19 protein-coding genes and 2 pseudogenes are annotated in these 25,512 nt (G+C 40.6%); 1 reads left to right on the top strand and 20 read right to left on the bottom strand.

The genetic code is table 11. The annotated features are described in order from the left end of the window. Nucleotides 1-13: 13 nt before the first annotated feature. The 18 genes and pseudogenes from B9P78_RS01270 to pth all read right to left on the bottom strand — a co-directional run bounded on the left by B9P78_RS01270 (nt 14) and on the right by pth (nt 22,703). The gene (locus B9P78_RS01270) at nt 14-838 is read right to left on the bottom strand and encodes a hypothetical protein (protein WP_094517778.1); all 825 of its coding nucleotides are present in this window, start codon (nt 836-838) and stop codon (nt 14-16) included. Between the two features lie 366 nt (nt 839-1,204). Continuing rightward, complete coding sequence (gene tuf, locus B9P78_RS01265) at nt 1,205-2,392, bottom strand: elongation factor Tu (protein ID WP_094517777.1); 1,188 nt, start codon at nt 2,390-2,392, stop codon at nt 1,205-1,207. Nucleotides 2,393-2,557: 165 nt separating this feature from the next. Then, nucleotides 2,558-4,650: pseudogene (gene fusA / locus B9P78_RS01260) on the bottom strand (elongation factor G). A 111-nt stretch (nt 4,651-4,761) separates the two neighbouring features. Continuing rightward, nucleotides 4,762-5,232, bottom strand: a complete 471-nt coding sequence (gene rpsG, locus B9P78_RS01255; protein WP_069285390.1) for a 30S ribosomal protein S7 — start codon at nt 5,230-5,232, stop codon at nt 4,762-4,764. Between the two features lie 26 nt (nt 5,233-5,258). Next, nucleotides 5,259-5,669 carry a 30S ribosomal protein S12 gene (gene rpsL, locus B9P78_RS01250; protein ID WP_094517776.1) on the bottom strand — a complete coding sequence of 137 codons (411 nt, stop codon included), beginning with the start codon at nt 5,667-5,669 and terminating at the stop codon, nt 5,259-5,261. A 350-nt stretch (nt 5,670-6,019) separates the two neighbouring features. After that, a pseudogene (gene lysS / locus B9P78_RS01245) lies at nt 6,020-7,560 on the bottom strand (lysine--tRNA ligase). Between the two features lie 188 nt (nt 7,561-7,748). After that, entirely contained in the window at nt 7,749-8,093 is a 345-nt protein-coding gene (locus tag B9P78_RS01240; RefSeq protein WP_369824300.1) for an ArsR/SmtB family transcription factor, read from the bottom strand. Between the two features lie 27 nt (nt 8,094-8,120). Beyond that, on the bottom strand, nt 8,121-9,050 hold the full coding sequence (locus B9P78_RS01235) for a PLP-dependent cysteine synthase family protein (protein WP_094517775.1): 930 nt from the start codon (nt 9,048-9,050) through the stop codon (nt 8,121-8,123). 129 nt (nt 9,051-9,179) lie between these two features. After that, complete coding sequence (hslO, locus tag B9P78_RS01230; RefSeq protein WP_094517774.1) at nt 9,180-10,061, bottom strand: Hsp33 family molecular chaperone HslO; 882 nt, start codon at nt 10,059-10,061, stop codon at nt 9,180-9,182. Between the two features lie 555 nt (nt 10,062-10,616). Next, nucleotides 10,617-12,776, bottom strand: a complete 2,160-nt coding sequence (gene ftsH, locus B9P78_RS01225) for an ATP-dependent zinc metalloprotease FtsH (protein ID WP_094517773.1) — start codon at nt 12,774-12,776, stop codon at nt 10,617-10,619. A 57-nt stretch (nt 12,777-12,833) separates the two neighbouring features. Continuing rightward, nucleotides 12,834-13,382 carry a hypoxanthine phosphoribosyltransferase gene (hpt, locus tag B9P78_RS01220; RefSeq protein ID WP_094517772.1) on the bottom strand — a complete coding sequence of 183 codons (549 nt, stop codon included), beginning with the start codon at nt 13,380-13,382 and terminating at the stop codon, nt 12,834-12,836. Nucleotides 13,383-13,564: 182 nt separating this feature from the next. Further along, nucleotides 13,565-15,010 (bottom strand): tRNA lysidine(34) synthetase TilS, encoded by a 1,446-nt coding sequence (gene tilS, locus B9P78_RS01215; RefSeq protein ID WP_094517771.1) that lies wholly within the window; start codon nt 15,008-15,010, stop codon nt 13,565-13,567. Between the two features lie 145 nt (nt 15,011-15,155). Next, nucleotides 15,156-15,719, bottom strand: a complete 564-nt coding sequence (locus B9P78_RS01210; protein ID WP_094517818.1) for a S1 domain-containing RNA-binding protein — start codon at nt 15,717-15,719, stop codon at nt 15,156-15,158. Nucleotides 15,720-15,819: 100 nt separating this feature from the next. Next, nucleotides 15,820-16,269, bottom strand: coding sequence for a septum formation initiator family protein (locus tag B9P78_RS01205; RefSeq protein ID WP_094517770.1), 450 nt, complete (start codon nt 16,267-16,269; stop codon nt 15,820-15,822). 95 nt (nt 16,270-16,364) lie between these two features. Continuing rightward, nucleotides 16,365-16,643 (bottom strand): RNA-binding S4 domain-containing protein, encoded by a 279-nt coding sequence (locus tag B9P78_RS01200; RefSeq protein WP_094517769.1) that lies wholly within the window; start codon nt 16,641-16,643, stop codon nt 16,365-16,367. Nucleotides 16,644-16,740: 97 nt separating this feature from the next. Further along, the gene (locus B9P78_RS01195) at nt 16,741-18,417 is read right to left on the bottom strand and encodes a polysaccharide biosynthesis protein (RefSeq protein ID WP_094517768.1); all 1,677 of its coding nucleotides are present in this window, start codon (nt 18,415-18,417) and stop codon (nt 16,741-16,743) included. Between the two features lie 11 nt (nt 18,418-18,428). After that, nucleotides 18,429-22,115: a transcription-repair coupling factor gene (gene mfd / locus B9P78_RS01190; protein ID WP_094517767.1), complete on the bottom strand. Its 3,687-nt coding sequence runs from the start codon at nt 22,113-22,115 to the stop codon at nt 18,429-18,431. 24 nt (nt 22,116-22,139) lie between these two features. Next, the gene (gene pth, locus B9P78_RS01185; protein WP_094517766.1) at nt 22,140-22,703 is read right to left on the bottom strand and encodes an aminoacyl-tRNA hydrolase; all 564 of its coding nucleotides are present in this window, start codon (nt 22,701-22,703) and stop codon (nt 22,140-22,142) included. A gap of 715 nt (nt 22,704-23,418) precedes the next feature. On the opposite strand from pth, the gene B9P78_RS01180 reads away from it, so the two are divergent. Further along, nucleotides 23,419-24,375 (top strand): L-lactate dehydrogenase, encoded by a 957-nt coding sequence (locus tag B9P78_RS01180; protein WP_094517765.1) that lies wholly within the window; start codon nt 23,419-23,421, stop codon nt 24,373-24,375. Between the two features lie 115 nt (nt 24,376-24,490). On the opposite strand, the gene B9P78_RS09935 is transcribed toward B9P78_RS01180, so the two are convergent. Continuing rightward, nucleotides 24,491-24,808 carry an AEC family transporter gene (locus B9P78_RS09935; protein ID WP_233487638.1) on the bottom strand — a complete coding sequence of 106 codons (318 nt, stop codon included), beginning with the start codon at nt 24,806-24,808 and terminating at the stop codon, nt 24,491-24,493. 121 nt (nt 24,809-24,929) lie between these two features. Then, nucleotides 24,930-25,409 (bottom strand): AEC family transporter, encoded by a 480-nt coding sequence (locus B9P78_RS09930; RefSeq protein WP_233487637.1) that lies wholly within the window; start codon nt 25,407-25,409, stop codon nt 24,930-24,932. Nucleotides 25,410-25,512: the final 103 nt, after the last annotated feature.

Below are 25,512 nucleotides of genomic sequence, written 5' to 3'. Positions count from 1 at the left end.
TCCTCTCCCCATTTTACTCTAGCAGCTTCACCAAACTCTTGTATTCATGTAAACCCAAATTAACTTGTTGGTCGCTAAAGTGCGTCTTTAATTGATTAAAATTCTCTACCACAGCATCCAAAGATAAATGATGATAAGTATTTATTTCCGCCAAATCAAATTGACCTGGTGCTTGTAACTCATAAATCGTTTGAATGGGTTTATGATATTGCTTACTTAAACTAGCTTCATTGCTTATATGGTCGATTTCCTTGCCTCTATAATAGTTCATGATGGCCACTTGATCGGAGGCTCTTTGAACAATGGTCGCTAATTCATCGCTAAATCCTTCCGTATCAAAAAAATACGGTAGACATACGATGACCTCTAATCCTTTTTGATTAGCAACTTGATACGCTGCAGTCAATCCTTCTGTAAAATGCCTCATCAGTAAGTCTGGATTAGACTCAAATTCTGGCAGGCTTTGTGGTTCAATATCAATAACAATTCCTTTAATCTGCTGATCCTTAGGTAACGATTGGTTCAATTCATCCACAGTGTTGATATATTGAATAAGCTCCCTTGCGTCAGGATCCATCGCCCATTCCGGTTCGCCATTTAACAAATATACCCCTTTATTAGCCTGTTCCGTTTTTTGAATGAAAGCAATGATATTATCTAAATATACGGGATCATTCAAGTATGCTTCTGAAGCGTATTGGTAAATGTCATCGATGTCTAATGAAATTAAGGTACTCACAGTATCATCTGGGTTTTCCACCTGAACCGTATCCCATGAATAAACGGCTGTTGTAGAACGCCGTGAATTTATCATTTGGTTAAATAAAATAAAAGCCAAAAGGATAAAACCTCCAATACAAAGTAAATAAACGAATATTTTTTATGCATAAAACACCAAATTTCATTTAAATTTCGCTGCCATAAGTATACTCCCTTAGTTCAAAAAAAGATATTATGGTAAAATTTTTTGCTATTTGTTTACATCATTCATGATATTTCGTTAGGTAACTGTTTTGCATGCATGAAAGATAGCATGGCCTTTTGGGGTACACAAAAATAGTGTCAATGAGATTCAACATGAAATCTCACCAACACTATTTATTATAGAACCATTTATTATAGAAGCACAAAAAAAAGAAGACCGAGTCGTCACTCGATCTTCTTCCAATTTGCAAATTTAGTTTTTAAAGTTTAATTGTTAAAATTAAGCTTCGATTTCAGTGATAGTACCAGCACCTACAGTACGGCCACCTTCACGGATAGAGAATTTAGTACCGTTTTCGATCGCAACTGGGTGAATTAATTCAACGTCCATGTCAACGTTGTCACCAGGCATAACCATTGGTACATCTTCTGGTAAAGAGATAACACCAGTGATGTCAGTTGTACGGAAGTAGAATTGTGGACGGTAGTTAGTTAAGAATGGAGTATGACGTCCACCTTCTTCTTTAGACAATACGTACACTTGTGCTTTAAATTTAGTATGTGGAGTGATTGAACCTGGTTTAGCTAATACTTGACCACGTTCGATATCTTCACGTTGAACACCACGTAATAAGGCACCAATGTTGTCACCTGATTGAGCGTAGTCTAATGTTTTACGGAACATTTCAACACCAGTTACAACTGATTTACCGATTTCGTCTTTAACACCAACGATATCAACTTCGTCACCAGTACGTACTTCACCACGTTCTACACGACCAGTAGCAACAGTACCACGACCAGTAATTGAGAACACGTCTTCAATTGGCATCATGAATGGTTTGTCGTTTTGACGTTCTGGTTCTTGGATGTAAGAATCTACAGCTTCCATCAATTCTAAGATTTTAGCTTCTTGATCTGCGTCACCGTTCAATGCTAATAAAGCTGAACCAGCGATTACAGGTAGGTCGTCTCCTGGGTAACCATATTCAGATAATAGGTCACGAACTTCCATTTCAACTAATTCTAGTAATTCTTCATCGTCAACTTGGTCAACTTTGTTTAAGAATACTACGAAGTAAGGAACACCGATTTGACCTGCTAAAAGGATGTGTTCACGAGTTTGTGGCATTGGACCATCAGCTGCAGATACTACTAAGATAGCACCATCCATTTGAGCAGCACCAGTGATCATGTTTTTAACGTAGTCAGCATGTCCTGGAGCGTCGATATGCGCGTAGTGACGGTTAGCTGTTTCATATTCGATATGAGAAGTGTTGATTGTGATACCACGTTCTTGTTCTTCTGGAGCGTTATCGATTGAAGCGTAGTCTTTAGCTTCACCGAAACCGTTTTTAGCTAAAACAGTAGCGATAGCTGCAGATAAAGTAGTTTTACCGTGGTCAACGTGACCTAATGTACCCACGTTAACATGGGGTTTTGTACGTTCGTATGTTTCTTTTGCCATTTTATTATTCCTCCTAAGAATAGAAAATATTAAACCTAAGTTTATAGATTTTCAATAAGTTAATTATAGTCAAACTAGATTCAGAAATCAAGCATACGCATTAGGAATACCTAGCAGATACTTGATTTCCTCTAGCATTGACGGATTCATAAATTAATTTAAAAATTAATCTTCTGAACCTTTACCAAATTTTTTGATGATATCTTCTTGAATAGATTTTGGTACAGCTTCATAATGATCAAATGTCATTGTGAAAGTACCACGACCTTGTGTTGCAGAACGCAATGTAGTCGCATAACCAAACATTTCAGATAATGGAACCATTGAGTTGATCATTAACGCATTACCACGTGGTGTTTGACCTTCAATACGTCCACGACGAGCTGATACGTGACCCATAACATCACCTAAGTACTCTTCTGGTACTTGGATATCAACTTTCATCATTGGTTCAAGGATAGCAGGACCAGCAGTCTTAATAGCATTACGTAATGCTAATGAAGCAGCAACTTTGAAGGCTGTTTCAGATGAATCGACATCGTGGTAAGAACCATCATATAGTTTAGCCTTAACATCGATTAATGGGAAGCCAGCTAATACACCGTTTTCCATTGCATCTTTCAAACCAGCTTCAACGGCAGGTACGTATTCACGAGGAACCACACCACCGACGATTGCATTTTCAAACTCAAATCCAGCACCTTCTTCGTTAGGTGTGAATTCGATCCATACGTCACCGTATTGACCTTTACCACCTGATTGACGAACGAATTTACCTTGAACAGAAGTTTGTTTTGTAAATGTTTCACGGTAAGATACTTGAGGCGCACCTACTGTTGCAGAAACATTGAATTCACGTTTCAAACGGTCAACGATGATGTCAAGGTGAAGCTCACCCATACCAGCGATGATTGTTTGACCAGTTTCGTGGTCAGTTGACGCACGGAAAGTTGGATCTTCTTCAGCTAGTTTACCTAAAGCGATAGACATTTTGTCTTGGTCAGCTTTAGTATCTGGTTCGATTGCAACTTCGATAACTGGTTCAGGGAATTCCATTGATTCCAAGATAACTTGGTGATCAATGTCTGATAAAGTATCACCTGTAGTAGTGTCTTTAAGACCTACAGCAGCAGCGATATCACCAGAGAATACTTCATCTACTTCAGAACGAGAGTTGCATGCATCATCAATAGACGACCAACACGTTCACGTTTACCTTTAGTAGCATTTTGGATGTATGAACCTGATTGTAATGTACCTGCATACACACGGAAGAAAGTTAAACGACCTACGAATGGGTCAGTCATAACTTTAAACGCTAATGCTGCGAATGGTGCATCATCAGTTGCTTCAACTTCAATAACTGTATCTGGATCGTCAGCTTTGTGACCTTGGATAGCAGGTACATCTGTTGGTGCTGGCAAGTAATCGATAACAGCATCAAGCATTAATTGAACACCTTTGTTCTTGAATGCAGAACCACAAAGAACTGGGAAGAAGTCTACGTCGATTGTTGCACGACGAATAGCGTCTTTCAATTCATCTTTAGTGATTTCTTCACCTTCAAGATATTTTTCCATGATGTCTTCGTTAACGTCAGCAATTGCTTCGATTAAGTTTGTATGCCATTTTTCAGCTTCTTCGCGGTATTCTTCAGGAATTTCGCGTTCTTCATATTCAGTACCATCTTCAGATGTATAAACTTCGGCGTTCATTTCAACTAAGTCGATGATACCTTCAAATGAGTCTTCAGCACCAATTGGTAATTGGATAGGTTGAGCGTTTGCTTGTAAACGGTCGCGGATAGTGTCTACAGAGTATAAGAAGTCTGCACCCATTTTATCCATTTTGTTTACGAATACGATACGAGGTACTTTGTATGTATCAGCTTGACGCCAAACTGTTTCAGTTTGAGGTTCAACCCCTGATTGGGCATCTAGTAAAGCAACTGAACCATCAAGTACACGCAATGAACGTTCAACTTCAACAGTGAAGTCCACGTGACCCGGTGTATCAATAATATTTACACGGTGACCTTTCCATTGTGCTGTTGTTGCAGCAGATGTAATGGTGATACCACGTTCTTGTTCTTGCTCCATCCAGTCCATTTGTGAACCACCATCATGTGTTTCACCGATTTTGTGGATTTTTCCTGTATAGTACAAGACACGTTCAGTTGTAGTCGTTTTACCGGCATCGATGTGGGCCATGATACCAATATTACGAGTCTTTTCAAGAGGGAATTCTCTTTTAGCCATCTTATCTTTACTCCTTTTTTCTTTGATGCGTATAACAATTGGTGTACACCATTTATTATAACGGTTTTAGAGAAAAGTCGACAATATTTTTTATCGACAATTAGAAAACTCTTACCAACGGAAATGCGCGAATGCTTTGTTGGCTTCTGCCATACGGTGTGATTCTTCACGTTTACGAACTGAAGCACCTGTATTGTTAGCAGCATCCATGATTTCATGTGCTAAGCGTTGTTCCATTGTGTTTTCACCACGTAGGCGAGCGTATGATACTAACCAACGTAATGCTAGTGTTTGACGACGTTCTGGACGAACTTCGATTGGCACTTGGTAGTTAGAACCACCGATACGACGAGCTTTAACTTCTAAAACTGGTGCGATGTTTTCCATAGCTTGTTCGAAAACTTCCATTGGATCGTTACCTGTTTCAGCTTTAATGTTGTCGAATGCAGTATATAAAATAGTAGCTGCTTTACCACGTTTACCATCTACCATGATACGGTTGATTAAACGAGTAACTAATTTTGAGTTATAAATTGGATCTGGTAATACGTCACGTTTTGCAATATGTCCTTTACGAGGCATTAGAGTTCCTCCTTTCGAATTTTAAATTATTTAGGTTTTTTAGTACCGTATTTAGAACGGCCTTGTTTACGGTCATTAACACCAGCTGTATCTAACGCACCACGAACGATGTGGTAACGAACTCCAGCTAAGTCCTTAACACGACCACCACGGATAAGAACAACACTATGTTCTTGTAAGTTGTGACCGATACCTGGGATATAAGCTGTTACTTCGATCATGTTTGATAAACGAACACGAGCGTATTTACGTAACGCTGAGTTAGGTTTCCTTGGTGTCATAGTACCTACACGAGTACAAACTCCACGTTTTTGAGGAGAGTTTGTATTTGTAGATTGACGTTTCATTGAGTTGTAGCCACGGCCTAATGCTGGAGAACCAGATTTTTTGGTTGAGCTTTGGCGTGGTTTGCGTACTAATTGGTTAATAGTTGGCATAACTATAGCTCCTCCTTCCCATAATGGGTGAATTTTTTGTGTTTTTTATGCTCACACATCCAAGCGTGTCATATTTTTTTTGAAAAAATAAAAATCGCTTTAACGCTACGATTCGTCTTTATTCAATGTTTGTGTGCTAATGTACCAGTCAGCACGACTGTTCGATTTGGATACAAATACAGGAATCTGCATACAAAAAGCACCTTAATAAATTTAGCACATCCACTTGCAATCGTCAACTTTTAATCTGTATTATTTTAAATAAATTCGGCTGAGTGCACTATACTCAGCCGAGGAATTTTCAATACACATTGAAACTGCTTCAATCAAGCAAGCAACAATGGACAAAATTAGTCTACATTACGCATTGTAGGGAATAATAGGACATCACGAATTGATTGTGCATTGGTTAATAACATTACCATACGGTCAATACCGATACCTAAACCTCCCGTAGGTGGCATACCTGTTTCCAAAGCTTCCAAGAATTCTTCGTCCAATGGATGTGCTTCGTCATTTCCTTGTTCTTTTTCACGTAATTGTGCTTCAAAACGTTCACGTTGATCAATTGGGTCAGTTAACTCCGTAAAGGCATTCCCTGCTTCTGAACCAACGATGAATACTTCAAAACGGTCAGTGAAACGTGGATCTTCTTCATTTTTACGTGCTAATGGAGAGATTGCCGTTGGATGTCCATATACAAATGTTGGTTGAATTAAGGTATCCTCAACAAATTCTTCGAAGAATTCATTAATTACGTGACCAACAGTATGGTTTTTCTCAACTGGTACGTTATGTGCTTTGGCAATTTCGCGTGCTTCTTCATCTGTCATTTCTTGCCAGAAATCCACACCTGATGCTTCTTTAACAAGGTCAACCATGTGGCACGACGCCATTTACCACCCAATTCAACAGCTTGTCCATCATATTCGATACTTGTTGTACCTAATACATTTTGAGCAACAGTTTGGAATAGACCTTCTACTAAATCCATCACATCTGTCATGGTGCTGTAAGCTGTATATACTTCAAGCATGGTGAATTCTGGGTTATGTGTCGTATCGATACCTTCGTTACGGAATACACGACCAATTTCGTATACGCGTTCCATACCACCAACAACTAGACGTTTTAAATGTAATTCTAAGGCGATACGTAAGTAAAGTTCCATGTCTAAGGCATTATGATGGGTGATGAATGGACGTGCAGACGCACCACCGGCAATATTATGCAATACAGGCGTCTCTACTTCCAAGTAGTTGTTGCTATCTAAGTAGTGACGTACTTCACGGATGATTTGTGAACGTTTCACAAAACGGTCGTAAGATTCACGGTTAGCAATTAAATCAAGGTAACGGTGACGATAGATTTGTTCTACGTCAGTTAAACCATGATATTTGTCTGGTAATGGACGAAGTGCTTTGGTTAAATGCACAAATTCCGTTGCTTTAACAGATAATTCACCAGTGTTTGTACGCATTAAAGTACCTTCAACACCAACGATATCCCCTAAGTCAGCTTTGCGCCAAATAAAGTCGTAATCATTTTCGTCAATCGTATCGCGACGTACGTAAATTTGAATTGTGCCTGACATGTCTTGGATGTTGGCGAAACCAGCTTTACCCTTACCACGTTTTGTTACTAAACGACCGGCGATGGCTACTGATTTACCCATTTCATGTAATTGGTCTTTGTCGTAAGCTTCGTAATCAGCATGTAAATCTGCTGCTAACGCATCACGTTCAAAACCTGAAGCAAATGGATTATAGCCATTTTCCTCTAATTCATGCATTTTTTCGCGACGGACTTGTAGTTGATCATTTAAGCCTTCAGTTAAGTCCTGTGCTTGATTTTGATTATTTTCTTCAGTCACTGTATACACTCCTATCATTATTTACGGTTCATTTAATCCGTTAAATACTTTCTAATGTTGACAATATCAAGTAAAAAAAGCAAGTTGCCTTGCTCATTTTACATCTACTGTTTTGGTTTTGTTATTTCCTTTTAAAAGAATTGGAAAGCACAAGCATTGTACCAAATTTTGAGCTATATGAAAACCCAAATTTCTGATATCCTCCGCTAGTGTGCATCTTCTTCCTTGATATGAGTAAAGGCGTCCGTCAAAATTTGAAGCACATGACTATCCGCCTGGCTATAAATCACCGTGTTGCGTTCCTTACGTCGTTTCACCAAACGTAAATCAAATAATTTCTTCAATTGATGCGACACAGCCGATTGCTCTAAACCAAGTTCTTCCGAAATTTTGGTCGCCATCATTTCACCATTACCAAGTAAATATAATATCCGCAAGCGCGTCGGATCCCCTAGAGCCTTAAACATCTTACTCAAATGTTCGATTTGTTGCGGATCAACCGTCTCTCTTGAAACACTGCCCGCACCATATTCTTGCATATCTTCGTTCATTCTACGACTTCCTTTATCAAAATTTCCTTAAAGTTCTTGTTTGAAGTCAAAAATACCTTGCGCGATAAAACGTCGCCCATCATCCGGTACCACAGCCACTACCTTTTGGTTACGGCCAAGCGTCTGCGCAACTGCTATTGCTGCTGCTACACTAGCACCGCCAGCGAGTCCAACAAGCAGACCTTCGTTAATAGCTAACAGTCGGGTCATTTCAGCTGCTTTGGCTAAATCAAGATCAATAATACTATCATACAAGCTTGTATCCAAATTGAGGGGTAATATGCCTGCATTGAACCCAGTTTGTTTACTTGGAAATGCAATTTCACCGCCTAGAAACTTTGCATCCTTGTCTTCGACTGCGAATAATTGAACCTTTTGATTGTCCTTACGCAAAGCGCGACCGACACCAGTCATCGTACCGCCTGTTGCTACCGTCGTCACAAAGGCATCCGGGGCACTACCTAGCGCTTCAATAATTTCAAGCCCTGTAGTGTGTTCGTGGACTGCTGCATTTGCTTCATCATTGTACACATCAACAAACACATGGCCACTGGTTTGACCTAAGTCACGTGCTTGTTTTATCGCATTTGCAACGCCCTGACCACCCGCAACAAGATTGACCTTAACGCCGTACGCACGTAGAACTGTTAAATCATGTTGGGTCGCCGTGTCTGGAATAAAGGCCACTAAATCATAGCCTTTACTAGCTGTTAACAAGGCAAAAGATGCGGCAATTTCAGCAGTCGCTGCGATCACAAGTTTTTGTCCACTTGTTAAGCGACCGTCATTTTCCGCTACTTCAACTATGTTTAAAGCCACTCTGTCATAAATAGATCCTGTTGGGTTGGCTGTTTCCAATTTTACGAAAACTTGCGCTGCCTTGTAGGGAATTGAACGTTGTAATTGTACTAGTGGTGTTTCTCCAATCAAGCTACTCGTATATTTTGTGACTTCCATCAGTCATCACGAACCTTTCTTTTGATATGCTTGTGTGCGATTTGCAACAAGCTACGCTTTTATTCTTTATATAGTATAACAAATTCAGCCTATGCATGGCGACTTGAAGGCCATTACACTATAAAGAACTTATTTAGAAGCGTGCGAGTGAATTGCGCGTAAATCATCTGCTGAGAAGTGATAGTGGTTGTTGCAGAATTGACAGACAATTTCTGCACCGCCATCTTCTTCAATCATTGCTGTGATTTCATCGCCATGTAAGGTAGCTAAACCTGCCGCGAAACGTTCTTTGCTACAGTCACATTGGAAGGCTACATCTCGTTCATCTAAGAATTTCACATTTTCTTCGCCGAATAATCGGTTAATCATGTCAGTTGGTGTATCCCCTTCGCTCAATAATTGCGTTACTTGTGGGATATCCGCAATGGCTTGCTCCACTGCTACGATGGTTTCTTCAGTCGCACCAGGCATTAATTGCAACATCCATCCTCCTGCATTGATGATGGTTTCATCTGTATCCACCAAAACACCTAAGGCAACAGCAGACGGTGTTTGTTCTGAATAGGCCAAATAGTAAGTGAAGTCTTCAGCAATCTCACCCGATACAATCGGTACTTGACCTGAAAATGGTTCTTTTAAGCCTAAGTCTTTCGTTACCTTGAACACACCCGTTGTGCCGACTGCACCACGAACATCGATTTTACCTTTGTCATTTGCTTCTAGGCTCACATGTGGATTTTGCACGTAACCTTTGACATGTCCTTCGCCATCAACAGCTGTAATAATCTTACCTGCCGGACCATCACCAGAAATTTGCACGGAGATGCGTGCATCGTCCTTAATATCAGAACCTAACAACAAGGTACCCACTAGCGTACGACCCAAAGCCGCACTCGATGCTGACCATGTATCATGCTTGTTTTGTGCTTCACGTACAACACCCGTCGCATCTACTGCCGAAATTCTAACTTGCCCATCTAAAGCCACAGCTTTTACTAATTTATCTAACATTTACCTTCACTCCATCACTCTTCGTATTTCCTGTATCCTAGGCAAAATATGCCTGGGTAGCTGGTATTCATTCTCATTTTAATCCATCTGGCTCATTTGTAAAAATTTAAACACGCTCAGTATGGCTCACTGACCCATTTTAACAAAAAACCAGCCCTGACAGAAGAAATATCTCCCAGTCTGATCAACCACTAGTCAAAATTCTACTCTGCAACTACCCCTGATGAATCAATTTATAGAACAAGCAAAAAGCCCTAAAGTCGCTAGGAACTTAGGGCTTTTTCATTATCATAAGAGTGGTTCTTGTCGCACTCTATTGAAACGTGTTCCCAGAGGCAGATTTGACTGCGTTTCAGAAAAATCCTTAAATCCCAAAGTACGGGCTTTAAGTTCATTTTCTTCCAACGGTTCAAATCTAACCGCCTCTTGTTACACTCTATTGAAACGTGTTCCCAGAACCAACCCTCTACCCACTTCAGATTAGCTGGCGATGACTACCGTCATCACTGGCACTAATCTTCCACTGGTTGAGGGCTGAACGGTTCTAGTTACACTCTATTGATTATCTCGGTCTTGATGAATGTGTGCGTTGCGACCTTCTTGGTCATCATCGTCATCACTATCATCAGACGTATTAGTAATTGACTCTTCATCCGTTTCGTCGGCTTTCCAGTCGCCGTTACGTAATTGACGTTGTTCCGCTCCGCGTTGCAAGTCTTTCTTCACTTCTTCAAAAGATTTTGCTTCTGGTTCACGGTCTTTTTCAGCATCATGTGATTCAGGCATTTGACCTGTTTCAAATAAAGTCTTAATTGTACGTTCGTCTAATGTTTCTAGTTCTAGTAATTTCTCAGCAATGATATCCAACTTGTCACGATGTTCAGCCAAGATGCGTTCTGCTTCTTCTAGGCATTCTTCCATGAATTTACGTACTTCATCATCAATTTGACCTGCAGTACGTTCTGAATATGTTTTGTTTGCTGCGTATCCGCTTGAAGCACCACGCATTGAGTGGTTACCCTCGTAAGAAATTGGTCCTAGGACATCATTCATACCATATTCGGTAATCATTGCTCGAACAATACCTGTGGCTTGCTCGAAGTCATTTGAGGCACCAGAGGTTTGTGTGTTGAAGACTAATTGTTCCGCAGCACGTCCACCTAATAAGCCAATAACTTGTTCGCGTAAATCTTTGGTTGTGTAAAGACTTTGATCTTCACGTGGCAACATGATAGCATAACCGCCAGCTTTACCACGAGGTACAATCGTAACTTTATGTACAACACGTGCATCGCTTAAGACTAAACCAGCTATAGTATGTCCGGCTTCGTGGTAAGCAACCATACGACGTTCTTGTTTGGAAATAACACGATCTTTCTTGGCTGGACCAGCAATGACACGATCTTGTGCTTCATCAATATCTACCATGTCGATTTGATGTTTATCGACACGTGCAGCTACTAAAGCCGCTTCGTTTAATAAGTTTTCTAGTTCAGCACCTGTAAAGCCAGGTGTTTGTTGTGCCAATACTTTCAGGTCAACGTCTGGGCCAAATGGCTTGTTGCGAGAATGGACTTTCAAGATTGCTTCACGACCTTTGATATCTGGACGACCAACAAGTACTTGACGGTCAAAACGACCTGGACGAAGTAAGGCAGGGTCTAAGACATCTGAACGGTTGGTTGCTGCGATAACAATTACGTTATCCTTTTCAGAGAAACCATCCATTTCAACTAGCAATTGGTTTAGGGTTTGTTCACGTTCGTCATGACCTGATCCTGGACCAGCACCACGGCGACGACCCACGGCATCAATTTCATCGATAAAGATGATTGATGGCGCATTTTTCTTGGCATTTTCGAACAAGTCACGTACACGACTTGCCCCAACCCCTACGAACATCTCTACGAACTCAGAACCTGAGATTGAGTAGAAAGGAACGCCAGCTTCACCGGCTACAGCTTTGGCTAGTAAGGTTTTACCAGTACCTGGAGGACCCTCTAAAAGTACCCCTTTTGGAATACGAGCACCTAAGGCTTGGAATTTGCGTGGATCTTTCAAGAAGTCTACCACTTCAACTAATTCTTGTTTTTCTTCATCAGCACCGGCTACATCAGAGAAGCGAACTTTCACTTCTTTCTTAGATTGGTCGACTGCTTTTGATTTACCCATTGACATAGGGTTATTACGGCCGCCACCTTGGCTTTGGCTAAACATCATGTACATGATGACTACGAAGAAGATAATTGGTACAGCAGTGAATAATAAACTCAACCACATACCTGATTGGTCTTCTTCAAGGGCAGTCATTTCTGTATCGGTACTATTAGCAGCATTGGTAATTTGCGCTAGCGTATCATCATTAGGCAAAACATTTACCACAAATTCAGAAGCTGTTGCAGCTTGTAAATCTTGGAAAATAGGGATGCCATCACTTGTTGAAGAAGATGCTTCACTTGAACTTGCATCAGAAGACTTGTAGCTACCACGAATTTGGTAAGCACCAGCATTCGATTGCATTGAAAATGATTCTACATCTCCATCAGAAAGCGTTTGGATGAATTCTGATTGTGTCAACTCTTCGGTCGTGCCGCTGGTTGAGTCGCTCGTAAGCGTTCTAACTAGTGCCATCAACGCAAAGAACATAATCAGCCATAGCAAACCACTTCGGATGAAGGTATTTCTATTTGGTCTGTTAGGTCTCTTTTGTTGCATTCGTTTTCCCCGTTCTAACTATTTGTTCTTAAGTAGCATACAATTGGAAGACTATTCTTAATGTAATAAATGTGCGTATACACTTGGTTTCAAGATACCAATGAAAGGCAATTGACGGTAATCTTCATCGAAGTCCATACCGTAACCAATTACAAACTTATCAGGAATTTCAAAACCTGTGTAGTCAACTTGTACATCAGCTACACGACGTTCTGGTTTATTTAACAAAGCGACCACTTTTACACTCGCCGCATTACGGTGTTGGAATAAGTCGTAAATTTTTGCCAAAGTATTACCAGTATCAACAATATCTTCAACGATAATGACATGACGATCAGCCACATCTGCATCTAAATCTTTGATAATTTTGACATGACCAGAAGATTCCACACCAGAACCGTAGCTAGAAACATCCATAAAGTCTAATTGCAACTTCACATCCATTTCACGTACAAGGTCTGACATGAATAAAACTGACCCTTTTAAAATCCCAACAACAATTGGGTTTTTATCTTGATATTCAGCACTCAACTCTTGGCCTAGCTCTTTAATACGCGCGGCAATATCCTCCGCTGAATATAATATTTCTTCTACATCGTTATGCATTTATTAGTCCTCCACATTTCATTTCTCATAATTCTAAGTTATTTTAGCAAATAACTTGATTTAATAGCAATTATAACGATTGGAAAGCATATATATGTCCCAAACCTCACTTACTATTTCATTAATTAGGAAAGTATTATATCAATCTTAACATTATTAGCCAACATTTGCGTTAAATTCAATCAAAATTTTACCAATACTTTATCTCCTGAATGAGCCGGTTTTGCGTAGAGCACATGCCCCACATCAAGGACTGCCCATACCAACTGCTGTGCATCCACAACTACCCTCACCCGGTCGCGCACACTTGCAGGAATCTTTTCATTGATAAAAAAACGATTTAGCTTTTGCTTATGTCCATTTGATAATTGAATAAAATCACCCGTTTGTCGCCCTCGCACCACTAGTTCAACTCCTGCAGGCACCTGTGTCACAAGCTGTCCACCTGAACTAAGGTCTAATGCCTGATTAAATCGACCAAGCTGAACATGATCACCCAGCTGATGCCAAGTGTTTAAGGTAAGTATTTGTTGGTATTTTGCCGCTTGCTGATGATCCCCTTCAAAAAACGCTTGTTGATTTTTGGGTAGAATATACGCTGTATCATACACCTTTACCAAGCGTAAATCCCCTGGCAATTGCCATTCACCCTGCCCTGTATCTTGGTTGAGAAAGTTGACCATCCGTTCAAATCCCACCTGTGTAAAACTAGCCAGAGACGGATCAATCTTGTCAAAAAGGCTTTGCCACAACAAGATTTGTTTCACTTGGTTAAAGGCCGTCATTTGTCCCAAATCAATCTGCCAGGTCTCGTCACGTTTACTCGTCACCTTTTTTAGGATTTGCGTCATATAAGCCTGGGCAAAGTCCTGACTTGCTTGACTGGCCTCGGCAAAGTGACCCAAATGTTCCAATAGATTGTCGTCTTCTATCATCAATGATGGGATGATTGTTTGCCTAAAACGATTTCTGGTAAAGGCTAAGTCATGATTGCTGGCGTCTTCTTGATAGGGAATATCATAGGCTGCTGCGTAGTCATATAAATCGGCTTTGGGCACATCTAGTAAGGGACGTAAGACAAAGCCGCTTTTACTCGTGCCATCAAGGGCAATTGGTCGTGTGGGGTGAATGCCCGCCACGCTTGCTATACGGCCCCCATGAACCAAACGCATCAAGATTGTTTCAGCTTGATCATTCAAATGATGGGCGGTCACTAAATAAGGCGCACACTTCATCACCATGATTCTTTCAAATACGGCATAACGGAATTCACGGGCCGCTAGTTCCGATCTTTCTGGATTTGCCGGATCCGCATGTGTCCATTCTACTACCTGTAAGTCGATTGCTCGTGCTTCACAGAAGTCGATGACCATCGCTTGTTCATCATCCGACTGCTTGCGCAGATGGTGGTTAATATGAATAACGGAAAATTCCAGGTCAATTTGTTTGGCTAGGTCGGCAAAAGCCGCTAGCAAGACCATTGAATCTACGCCACCTGATACTGCCAATAGAAAACGAGGTCTACCAATTGCTACTTGGTAGGCTTGAGGGATTTGTTGCCGAAGACTTGGCTCATGTTGGTCTAGCCATGCTAAAAGTTGTTTGGTTAAAGTAAGGGTTTGTCCCATAATAGATGCCTCCTTTCTTGATTTACATTTGAAGCGTCTTAGTTTGCTTATCAACATGACAATTACTACGTTCAAACGTCATATCGTAACAAAAACAAACAACTAAAATAAGGCCGGATTTCTCCGACCTGGGTTGACGTTTATATTAGTTGCGACGTCCGCCACGTCCGCCACGTTTACCTTCAGTATTGCGTTTCAACGAAGTTAAACGGTCATCACTATCTTTCAGGAATGAACTCATTAAGCTATCGAAATCTTTGGTACCCACTTGTGAACCAGCGTTTGATTTAAAGCTATTACCGCGATCATTACTTGGGCGACCTGCGCTATAGTTTGATTTTGGTTTACCTTGGTAACCACCACCATTGTGTCCACCGCGGTCATCATCTTTGTCTTTGTTGTAGTTAGAATTATTAGAACGTTCGCGAGGTTTACTGAATTCACGTTTTGGTGCTTCAGCTTTTACAGTACCGTCAGCATTTAAACGACGAATAGATAAAGCAATCTTGCCATCGTCAGCAACAGACGTTACTAAAACTGTCACTTCATCACCAACAGAAAGTACATCGTTAATGTCTTTTACGTAGCCTTCAGCAATTTCAGAAATGTGAACTAAACCATTCTTCCCTTCGCCTAAATCAATAAATGCACCAAATTTTGTAATACCAGTTACTTTACCAGTAATTTTATTTCCTACTTCAATTGCCATGAATTCCAAATATCCTCCTTGAATTGCTTGGTTACGATTGAACCAATGATCAATCAATCATTTTGCTTGTAAGCCCGAAAGGCTCAAGACGAGTCGTTCATTACTCACTATCTGTTTTTGTATCTTGTTGCAAATATGCCTTATTCAAAATTTCAGCTTGTTTAGAGGCATTATCCTCAGGCACACTAAAGATGATTTCGCCCTCTTTACTTAAATAATAACGAGAACGGGCTAATTTTGCCACATATTCATCATCTTTTAGCAAAGTTGCTTGTTGTGCTAAAGTATCAATGGCCTTTTGTTCACCAGTAATCTCATCTTGAGTTAAAGCAATCTGTTCCTGCAAAGCTTGTTGCTCTTGGTTGGCATCGTAGATACCATAGACACAAAACGCAATCACAACAGCGAACACCGCTATGAAACTCCGCATCACCTTGCTACCAAAGCTCAAGCGCTTAGCCTTTGCTTTCTTCTTGCCCTTCGCTTTGCGGTGGTCTTCTAATGATGTTATGTTCTTATTTTCACTATCTGGACGACTTGTTTCCCGCATAGCAAAATCCTCCTTTTGACATACTATTGAATCCGACTTACTTATACCTTTTTAGTATAACAATAATTCAGACCCTATGCCATCAAAAATCAGGATTATAAATTATCTTTTTCCTTATCCTCACGGTATTTCTCTGAAATCACCGTAAACATATTATCTGCCTCATCTTTTCGCGTTGTTTCCTTAATATCATCCACGCGAATTGTCATATCCTTGCTACCAAAAGCAATCAATAACTCATCCCCAATTTTGACATCCGTACCCGATTTAGCTGGACGGCCATTAATCGAAATTCGGCCCTTGTCGGCAACTTCCTTCGCAACACTACGACGTTTAATAATTCGAGAAACTTTTAAAAATTTATCTAATCGCAAAAATTCGCGCTCCTTTTCATTTATCATTCTAATTGTCATTCATCTTAATCTTATTATACCATGAGACGCCACACAACTAATCGGAAAAAGTAAGCCTTTAACCAATCATCCGCCAAATCCAATCCCCTTTTGGTAAGGCTGACCACTCTTCTTGAGTGAGGATGGGTTCTTTTCGTAAAAAGAACCACGCACTCACCACACCCGCAAAGATTTGCACCGCCATCAAGATGGTGTCTGAAAATCTCGTCGGTGCCATCCCCAAAACACTATGCCATAAGAAGGCTAAGGCGGCTGTGACCACTATCATACCAATACCTAGGGCACTTGCTGATAATATGGCCTTATGCCGACTATTCACCCGCAGTAACTGTGGTAAATGACCTTCTAAATAGACAACCATCACTACGAGGCCAATATTGGTTGCCCAGGCTGCACCCATGGTATCCCACATGGCCACCAACCACGGGGTGAGTATCATTTTGACCACCATACCGATAACAAAGGCAATTCCTGACACATACCACCGATTCATGGCTTGCAACACATTATTTTGTGCTAAGACGAAGCTGGCCATTACAACCATCAAGACGTAGATCATTAAGACACCAGATCCTTCACGACTCGCAAAAAGAAAATGGTTGAGTTGGGGCATAATCGCCACCAAACCACCTGTAATGATAATTGAAAAGACCAGGGTTACCCGTAAATATTGGCGCGCTACGGTTTCAAACTGCCGACTAGCTTTGGCAGCCATTTGTTTGGTCTTAGCCAATGTAGGTAAGAATGAGGTTGCCAAAGCTGTTGCCACTACCATACCTAATTGTACAATCGGTTGGCCGCGATCATAAATGCCTTTTACATTCTTCGCTACACCATCTGGCATACCATTGGCAATCAATTGATCGTATATTGTAAATGCATCTACTAATTGATAGAAAACCAGCAAGGCGGAAAAGAAACAAATCACAAAGCCCTCTGTCACAAAAGCTTTGGTCAAATGTCCCCAGCCATAGCCAGGATATTGTTTCCTAGCAGAACCCCCTTGGTCTAACCCATAGTGACCGGACAAGAAATCTTGGTACAGATGCTTTTCACGCGTCTTCAACCAATAGTACATCATCACTACTGACGCAGCAGCTGCCGCAATCCACGCCGACTGCATGGCCCAAAAGCCCATCATATAGACATCCGGTTGCAAACCTTCTTGCTGTGCTTGAGCAAATAAGTAGGCGACAGTCAATATCACTGCCACACGTACGAATTGCTCTACCACTTGAGAAATTGCTGTTGGGACCATATCGTTAAGTCCTTGCAAATATCCCCGACTCAAAAGCAAAATGGGCATCAATAGAAACATATAGGATACACTTTGTACAACAGGTGCCAGTTGGACATCCCCCATCATGGTTGCAATTTGACCAGCACCAAAATAGATAATTGCAAAACAGATGGCGGCAAAAATCGTCACAATCAAGCTATATCGTTGGATGACCTGTTTTTGACCGGAGGCATCCGGTGCTAGTGCTACTTGTTTACCAATAAATGAAGGCAGTCCATTTAAAGCAAAGGTCATGCCAATCCCGTATATTGGATAAACTTGTTGATAGACATAGAAACCCGTATTCCCTACCAAGTTTTGTAAGGGGACGCGGTAAATAGCTGATAAAATCTTGGCGACAAAAGCTGCCAAAGTCAGGATAGCCGCACCTTGCAGCGCTTTTTGGGTACTTGTTGTGGCTTGTCCAGCATGTGTATGGACTTTTTTCTTAGACATGTCACCACCCCCTAATGTTCCTTCGATTGATTGGCTTCATCTGCTTCTGCCTGGGCCGCCTTGACTTGCGCGTCAACAGCTGCTTCGTTTGCTGCGGCTTCAGCGGCTTGCTGACGGGCTTGGGCTTGCTCATAGGCTTCTTTCTCACGAGCCAATTGATCTGCCTTCATTTGTTCAACCATTTCATCACTTGCTAATTTGGTCATAAATTGTAAGAGGTAATCCAACCATTCTTCTGTCGTTAATTTTCCTAAACCTAAGGTCACAACGAGTGCCTTACCAGATTGCTTAATGGCTAAACGGAAGGGGTTATCTTCCAAGGCTTTGAAAATCGCCGGTGTCATGACTTTTTGATCTAAGTTGTCATGGAAGACCACTTCAATTGTCTTGGCATCACTATTTCGTTTAATTTTGCTGACGCCAATACTATCAGCGGCCGATTTTATGGCACCTACTTGTAGTAACATTTGTGTTTCTACAGGTGGCTCACCGTAACGATCCATCAATTCATCATCTAAATCCCACATGGCATCGACATTTGCCAAGGCATTGACGCGTTTGTAGATTTCCACTTTTTGACGTTCGTCCTTGATATAGGTTTGTGGAATATAGGCATCGATACCCAGCGTAATTTCTACTGGCTCTGTCTTCTTAGCAGGTAAAATACCACGCTTACGTTGGACTGCTTCACGGAGCATTTGTGAATACAGGTCAAAACCAACCGAGTTTACGAAACCATGTTGTTGCTTACCTAGAAGATTCCCTGCACCACGAATAGACAAGTCACGCATGGCAATCTTAAATCCAGATCCTAATTCAGTGAAATCGCGTAAGGCCATCAAACGTTTCTCAGAAACCTCTGACAACATCTTGTCTGGACGATACATGAAGTAGGCATAGGCTATACGGGTTGAGCGTCCGACACGGCCTCGTAGTTGGTACAAGGTAGATAGTCCCATGCGGTCAGCCCCTTCAACGATTAGGGTATTGGCGTTTGGAATATCCACCCCGGTTTCGATAATCGTCGTAGTCACTAAAACGTCAAATTCACCTAGAATAAAGTCCATCATGACATTTTCCAATTGCACCACAGTCATTTGACCATGGGCAATTGCCACCCGCGCTTCAGGTACTAATTCATTGATAAAGGCGGCTTTTTCTTCGATTTGCGCAACATTATTAAACAAATAGAATACCTGACCGTCACGCGCAATTTCCCGTTCAATGGCATCCTTAACCGCACCAAAGTTCCGTTCCATCACAAACGTTTGGACGGGATAGCGGTTGGCTGGCGGTGTTTCGATAACAGATAAGTCCCGCACACCCAGCATTGACATGTTCAAGGTACGTGGAATAGGCGTAGCTGTTAAGGTTAAAACATCTACATTGGCTTTCAATGCTTTTAGTTTTTCCTTGGCTTTCACCCCAAAACGTTGCTCTTCATCGACCACCAATAAACCTAAATCTAGGAATACAACATCCTTAGATAGAATACGGTGGGTCCCAATGATGATATCTACTTGCCCCTTCTTTAATCCCTCAAGTGTTTCTTTTTGTTGCGCTTTTGAACGGAAACGAGACAATAAACCAATTTCAAAAGGCCAATCAGCGAAACGTTCGGTAAAGGTTTCATAATGTTGTTGGGCTAGGACAGTTGTTGGCACGAGGAAGGCCACCTGTTTACCTTCCATCAGCGCTTTAAAGACCGCTCGCATGGCCACTTCTGTTTTCCCGAAACCAACATCACCAACTAGTAGACGATCCATTGGTTTTTCAACTTCCATATCTTGCTTAATTTCTTCAATTGACCGTATTTGGTCATCCGTTTCAGTATATGGAAAGGCCGCTTCAAATTCTGCCTGTTCCGGTGTATCCGGTCCAAAAGCTAGGCCTTTTTGCGCTTCACGCGAGGCATATATTTCAATCAATTCATCTGCAATATCTTCAATTTTACTAGAGACTTTTTGCTTAGTTTTGGTCCATTCGCTACCACCCATTTTATTTAATTTGGGTTCGCGTCCCTCAGCGGAAACATATTTTTGTACCAAGTCAATTTGATCAATCGGTACATGGATGGCCGCTTGGTCTGCAAACACCACCGTCAAATAGTCTTGGTGGACCCCAGCAAATTCTATGGTTTCAATTCCTGTATAACGGCCAATCCCGTGGTTCACGTGAACGACATAATCCCCAACTTCCAATTGTTGGTAATTTTGGATACGTTCGGCATTCGAAATTAGTGGTTTCTTAGTATTGCGTCGTTTCTTTTGGGTATGAAAAATATCTGCTTCGGCTAATAACACCAAGCGCTCTTGTACAAATTCCACACTTGCTGCTAAACCACCAGCAATCAAGTTAATTTTTCCAGCAAAAATGTTACCTTCGTCTGTAGCTTCGGTCGCTACATCGATATCCCGCAACATGGCCTGTACTTGTTTCACACGGTCTTTATCTTTCAACATAATGACTACTGTCCGACCTGTTCGTATCCATGCATCTAGCTCCACTTTTAGCGCATCCATTTGATCATAAAACTGCGTAATCAAACGCGTTTGGAATTGGTATAGGCCATCAAATTTTAGGTTATTTAAGCCTTGTTGCCAGATAGAAAAGTAAAATTTACGTCCTTTAAAGGCTTGGACGACAGCTTTAAAATCGGCATAGACATCGACTTGAGGGGGTAATTGCCCCATTTCAACCATGGATTGAAGATACATCTCTGTGTTACTGGTCCAGGTTGCTTCTTCTTGGATGAGGCGAGCATAGTCGTCCATGATGAGGAAAGCTTGGTCATCCAAGTAATCAAGTAAAGTGGTTGCTTGAGGATACATGTATCCGGTAAAAAACCGTGAATTATTGGTCGTTTCGCCATTTTGCCATGCGAGTACTTCGTCTGCTACAACGGCCTCCACCATATCGCGAATTTCTTGATCTTTCAATTTGCCCACTTGTTTCTTCATTTGCTTTTGGAAGGCATCGGCTTGGATTTGCAATTGTTGCGGCAAGACGATGAATTCTTCGGCTGGCTGAATTTGAATGTGTGGTTGATCTTTCAATGATTTTTGGGTGTTGGGGTCGAAGGTTGAAATGCGTTCAACTTCATCGAATCCTAGTGATACACGAATTGGATACTCGGCATTTAATGGATAGAAGTCAACGATATCACCTCTATGACTCATTTCACCTGGTGTCATAACGATTTCAGCTTGGTGGTATCCTTGATAGATAAGTTTTTGAACGAGATTGATCGGTTCGATTTCATCGGCAATTTTTAAACGGATGCGGGTTTGATCCCAAACTTCAGTTGGTGCCAGTAGTCGTTTCAATCCAAACATAGGCGTGATTAAGACACCGGATGCTTTAGGGTCGCGTGCCCAGTTAAGGACGGTTAAGCGGTCGGCTAAAGCTTCGGGACTAGCAATAGCCCAGTCAGCAGCAACTGATTCAGGTACATTGTATAGATATAATTGATCCTCTTCGAAATAGTTTTGCAAGTCGCTGTAGAAATGATCCGCTTGCAATAAATTATTGGTGACGATGACCACTTTTTGTTCTGTTGCTAGATTTAGCAAAGTCTTGGCTACAAAAGCCCGACTAGGTCCTTGCAAGCCTAAATATAAAATAGACTGTCCATTTTTGGCTTGTTGTTTAAATTCTTTGTTGTGGGCTTCATTTAAGAAAAAGCTTTGTAAGTCCAAACTTGCCACCTCCTTTTTATCAGATTAATTGTTGAAGTTGGTCATGGTATCTTCAAATGTATGGCCTGCTAACCAAAAGTCAATCGCTTCAACAGCCTTAGCTACGGCCTCTTGCATGGCTGGTTTTTCACTTGAACTAAAACGCGTTAAGACGTGGTCAACAACTGTACCGCTTGTACCTGGATGGCCAATACCTAATTTGATGCGACGGATTTTATCCGTACCTAGATAAGCAATCATTGATTTGACGCCATTATGACCTCCGGCTGACCCTTTTTGACGTAAACGAATACGACCAGGATCCATGTCCATATCATCATACACAACGACAATATCCTCTAAAGCAATGTCATAATAGTTGGCAACAGCGATGACAGCTTCACCTGAATTGTTCATAAATGTAGTTGGTTTCAGGAAAATGACCTTCTCTCCATTCACAAACGTTTCAAAGTAATCCGCCTTAAAACCTGTCTTATTAAATGATTCATTATGACGCATTGCCCACTCCTCTAGGGCAATGAAACCAATATTATGACGTGTACCTTCATATTTTTTTCCTGGATTCCCCAAGCCGACAATTAATTTCATTTCAGTAATTCCCCTTTTATTTCTGTTTATATTAATCAAATTTCTAAATTTTAAGTCGTGTTGATTTGTTTGGCAACACACAAAAATCTGTACAGGCAGAAAACCTCCATATTGGCGGTGCCCCGTACAGCAATTTTCTATATAACAGGGCTTATTATATCATATTTGCGATTAAAAACAGGATAGCAAAGCCTTTTACTACCAGACATTTTCTATAATCACGTGAAAATCACAAGCAATAGTATCCATTTAATTTGGAAAACGCATACATTTTTGTCATAATAAGGATAAGTAAGTGTCTAATACAGATTGATCTATTTTGTATACGTTTACTTCGTTATTATGTCGCTTTTTTTGATTTTTAACTTTTATATGTTGTGTCTCTTTTCACAAATAAACCCTACTGTTATATGCAACAGTTTTTGTATAACAAGTGTTACAGTGTGTCTATTTGGTATTTTTATTTAAACGTTTTTATATAGGTGTTTTTTAAGAAAAAGTATTTATCGTTTCAAAAATAGATAAAATTTTCGAAAAATATAACGAAAAACTGTTGCTTTTTATAATCTTTAAAGGTATTATTATGTTAAATATTTCACTAACTAAAAACACAATCTTCTGAGATTGTAACAACATTAGCTTGCACGAGTTATTGAAAGATTTACCATATGGTTTGCTTTATCACAAAAGGACAAAAAGATAAGGAGCATGTATCATGTCAAAAAATGGTCAAAAAGTTATTTTAATCGGGGACGGCGCTGTAGGATCTGCATTCGCATATGCAGCAACAATTCAAGGTGTAGGTAGAGAATTAGGAATTATCGATTTAGCAGAAGATCGCGTTGAAGGTGATGTACTAGATTTAATCGATGCCCTTGCATACACTGCCCCTAAAAAGATTTACAAAGCTACGTATGCTGACTGTGGCGACGCAGACGTCGTTGTTATCACAGCCGGTGCTGCACAAAAACCTGGTGAAACTCGTTTAGAATTGGTTGATAAAAACTTACGCATTTTCAAATCTATGATAGATCAAATTGTTGCATCAGGGTTTAATGGTATATTCTTGATTGCAACAAACCCAGTTGATATCTTAACGTATGCTACATGGAAATTCTCAGGTTTCCCTGCTAATCGCGTGATTGGTTCTGGAACATCATTAGATTCTGCTCGTTTCCGTCAAGAATTAGCACATCACTTAAATGTTGATGCACGAAACGTCCATGCTTATATCATGGGTGAACACGGTGATACTGAATTCCCAGTATGGTCTCATGCAAACATTGGTGGTCAAGGCATTCACGAATGGGTGAAAAATACCTCAGCCGTTGATGAAGAAACTTTAGTTAACCTATTCTATGATGTTCGCGACAAGGCTTACAAAATTATTGAGAAAAAAGGCGCTACATATTATGGTATCGGTGTTTCACTTGTTCGTATTTTAAAAGCTATCTTGAACGATGAAGATGCTATCTTACCAGTATCAGTATACCTAGATGGCGAATACAACCAAAAAGACATCTACATTGGTGCACCTGCAATCATCAACCGTGAAGGTGTTCGCTCAGTTATTGAAGCTGATTTAAATGAACATGAAACACAACAAATGGAACTATCTGCAACTAAATTGAAAGATACCTTAGAAGCAGCTTTTAGCAAATTAGACATTTAAACCCACTCATTAGACCAATCAAAAAGCGTCTGGACCTAAAATCCAGACGCTTTTTGATATATCGTAATTTTCATTTTGTATTTGCATACTTGTCGTTAGAATAAACCAAAAGCCTTCAATAAACTAATCCAAATACCAACGTAACGATAGATAAAATCGTTGAAATAACAACGATTTGATTGGCTAATTTTCCATCAGCGCCTGCAGCGACTGCTTGGGCATATGAGGATACTTCCGTAGGTCCAGCAAAGGCGATTAGAATTGAAATAATGGCATCGTTTCTAAAACCTAGGAAGGCACCTAAAGGCAGTGCAATCATAGGGAAAATAACTAATTTAATAACTATGGTAAATATCAAAACAGCCTTTGATTCTTTGATATTATCAATTGAGAAGGTACCACCCAATACCATCAAGGCTAACGGAGCAACCATGGGTCACATTTGTCAAAGAAGTATCAAGAAATATAGGCAATTGGATATTCAACAACACAGCGATAACGCCGATGATGGTCGCGATGACCATTGGATTGGTCATCACTGTTTTCGCCATATCCTACACAGAAAGTTTGGTATCTGAATATAGCGAGAAACCAATGACTGACATGATACTCCAGAATGGCACAATGATCGCAATAATGATGGTTACCATTCCCATATTATTTTCCCCTAATAAGGCTGTCCCTAGAGGTAGACCAAATAAAATGGCATTCGACCGCACAGAACCTTGTAACATGAGGCCATATCGCGATCTATCAGTTTCAATGTGCGGAATCATAAGGGCTAGAATAAAGAATACTACTAAAGCAATGCCTAGAATGTAGGCTAGGGCATAACCATTAAAGGCTTGTTGGAAATCAGAGCGATAGATATTCGTAAATAAATTTATGGGTAATAAAATCGCAAAGAGTGCCTTATTGATATCACGGAAAGTGGATTGCTGCATCAGCCACGTCTTAGCTAAAAACAAACCAATCAACATGTATACAAGCATGGGCATAACCGCATTAAACCCAATCATTAAATACGCAAACATAAAACTCCCCCCAAATAAATTTTCTGATATTACATCTATTGTAGCACAAGCCATGAATAGTCTATGGGAAACAAAAAACAGACCAAGTCGCGCCTATGACACG

This window comes from Aerococcus sp. 1KP-2016 (assembly GCF_002252085.1).
Taxonomy (GTDB): Bacteria; Bacillota; Bacilli; order Lactobacillales; family Aerococcaceae; genus Aerococcus.
The sequence above is the reverse complement of the archived record's forward strand: the minus strand, read 5'-3'. Positions and strand labels throughout refer to the sequence as shown.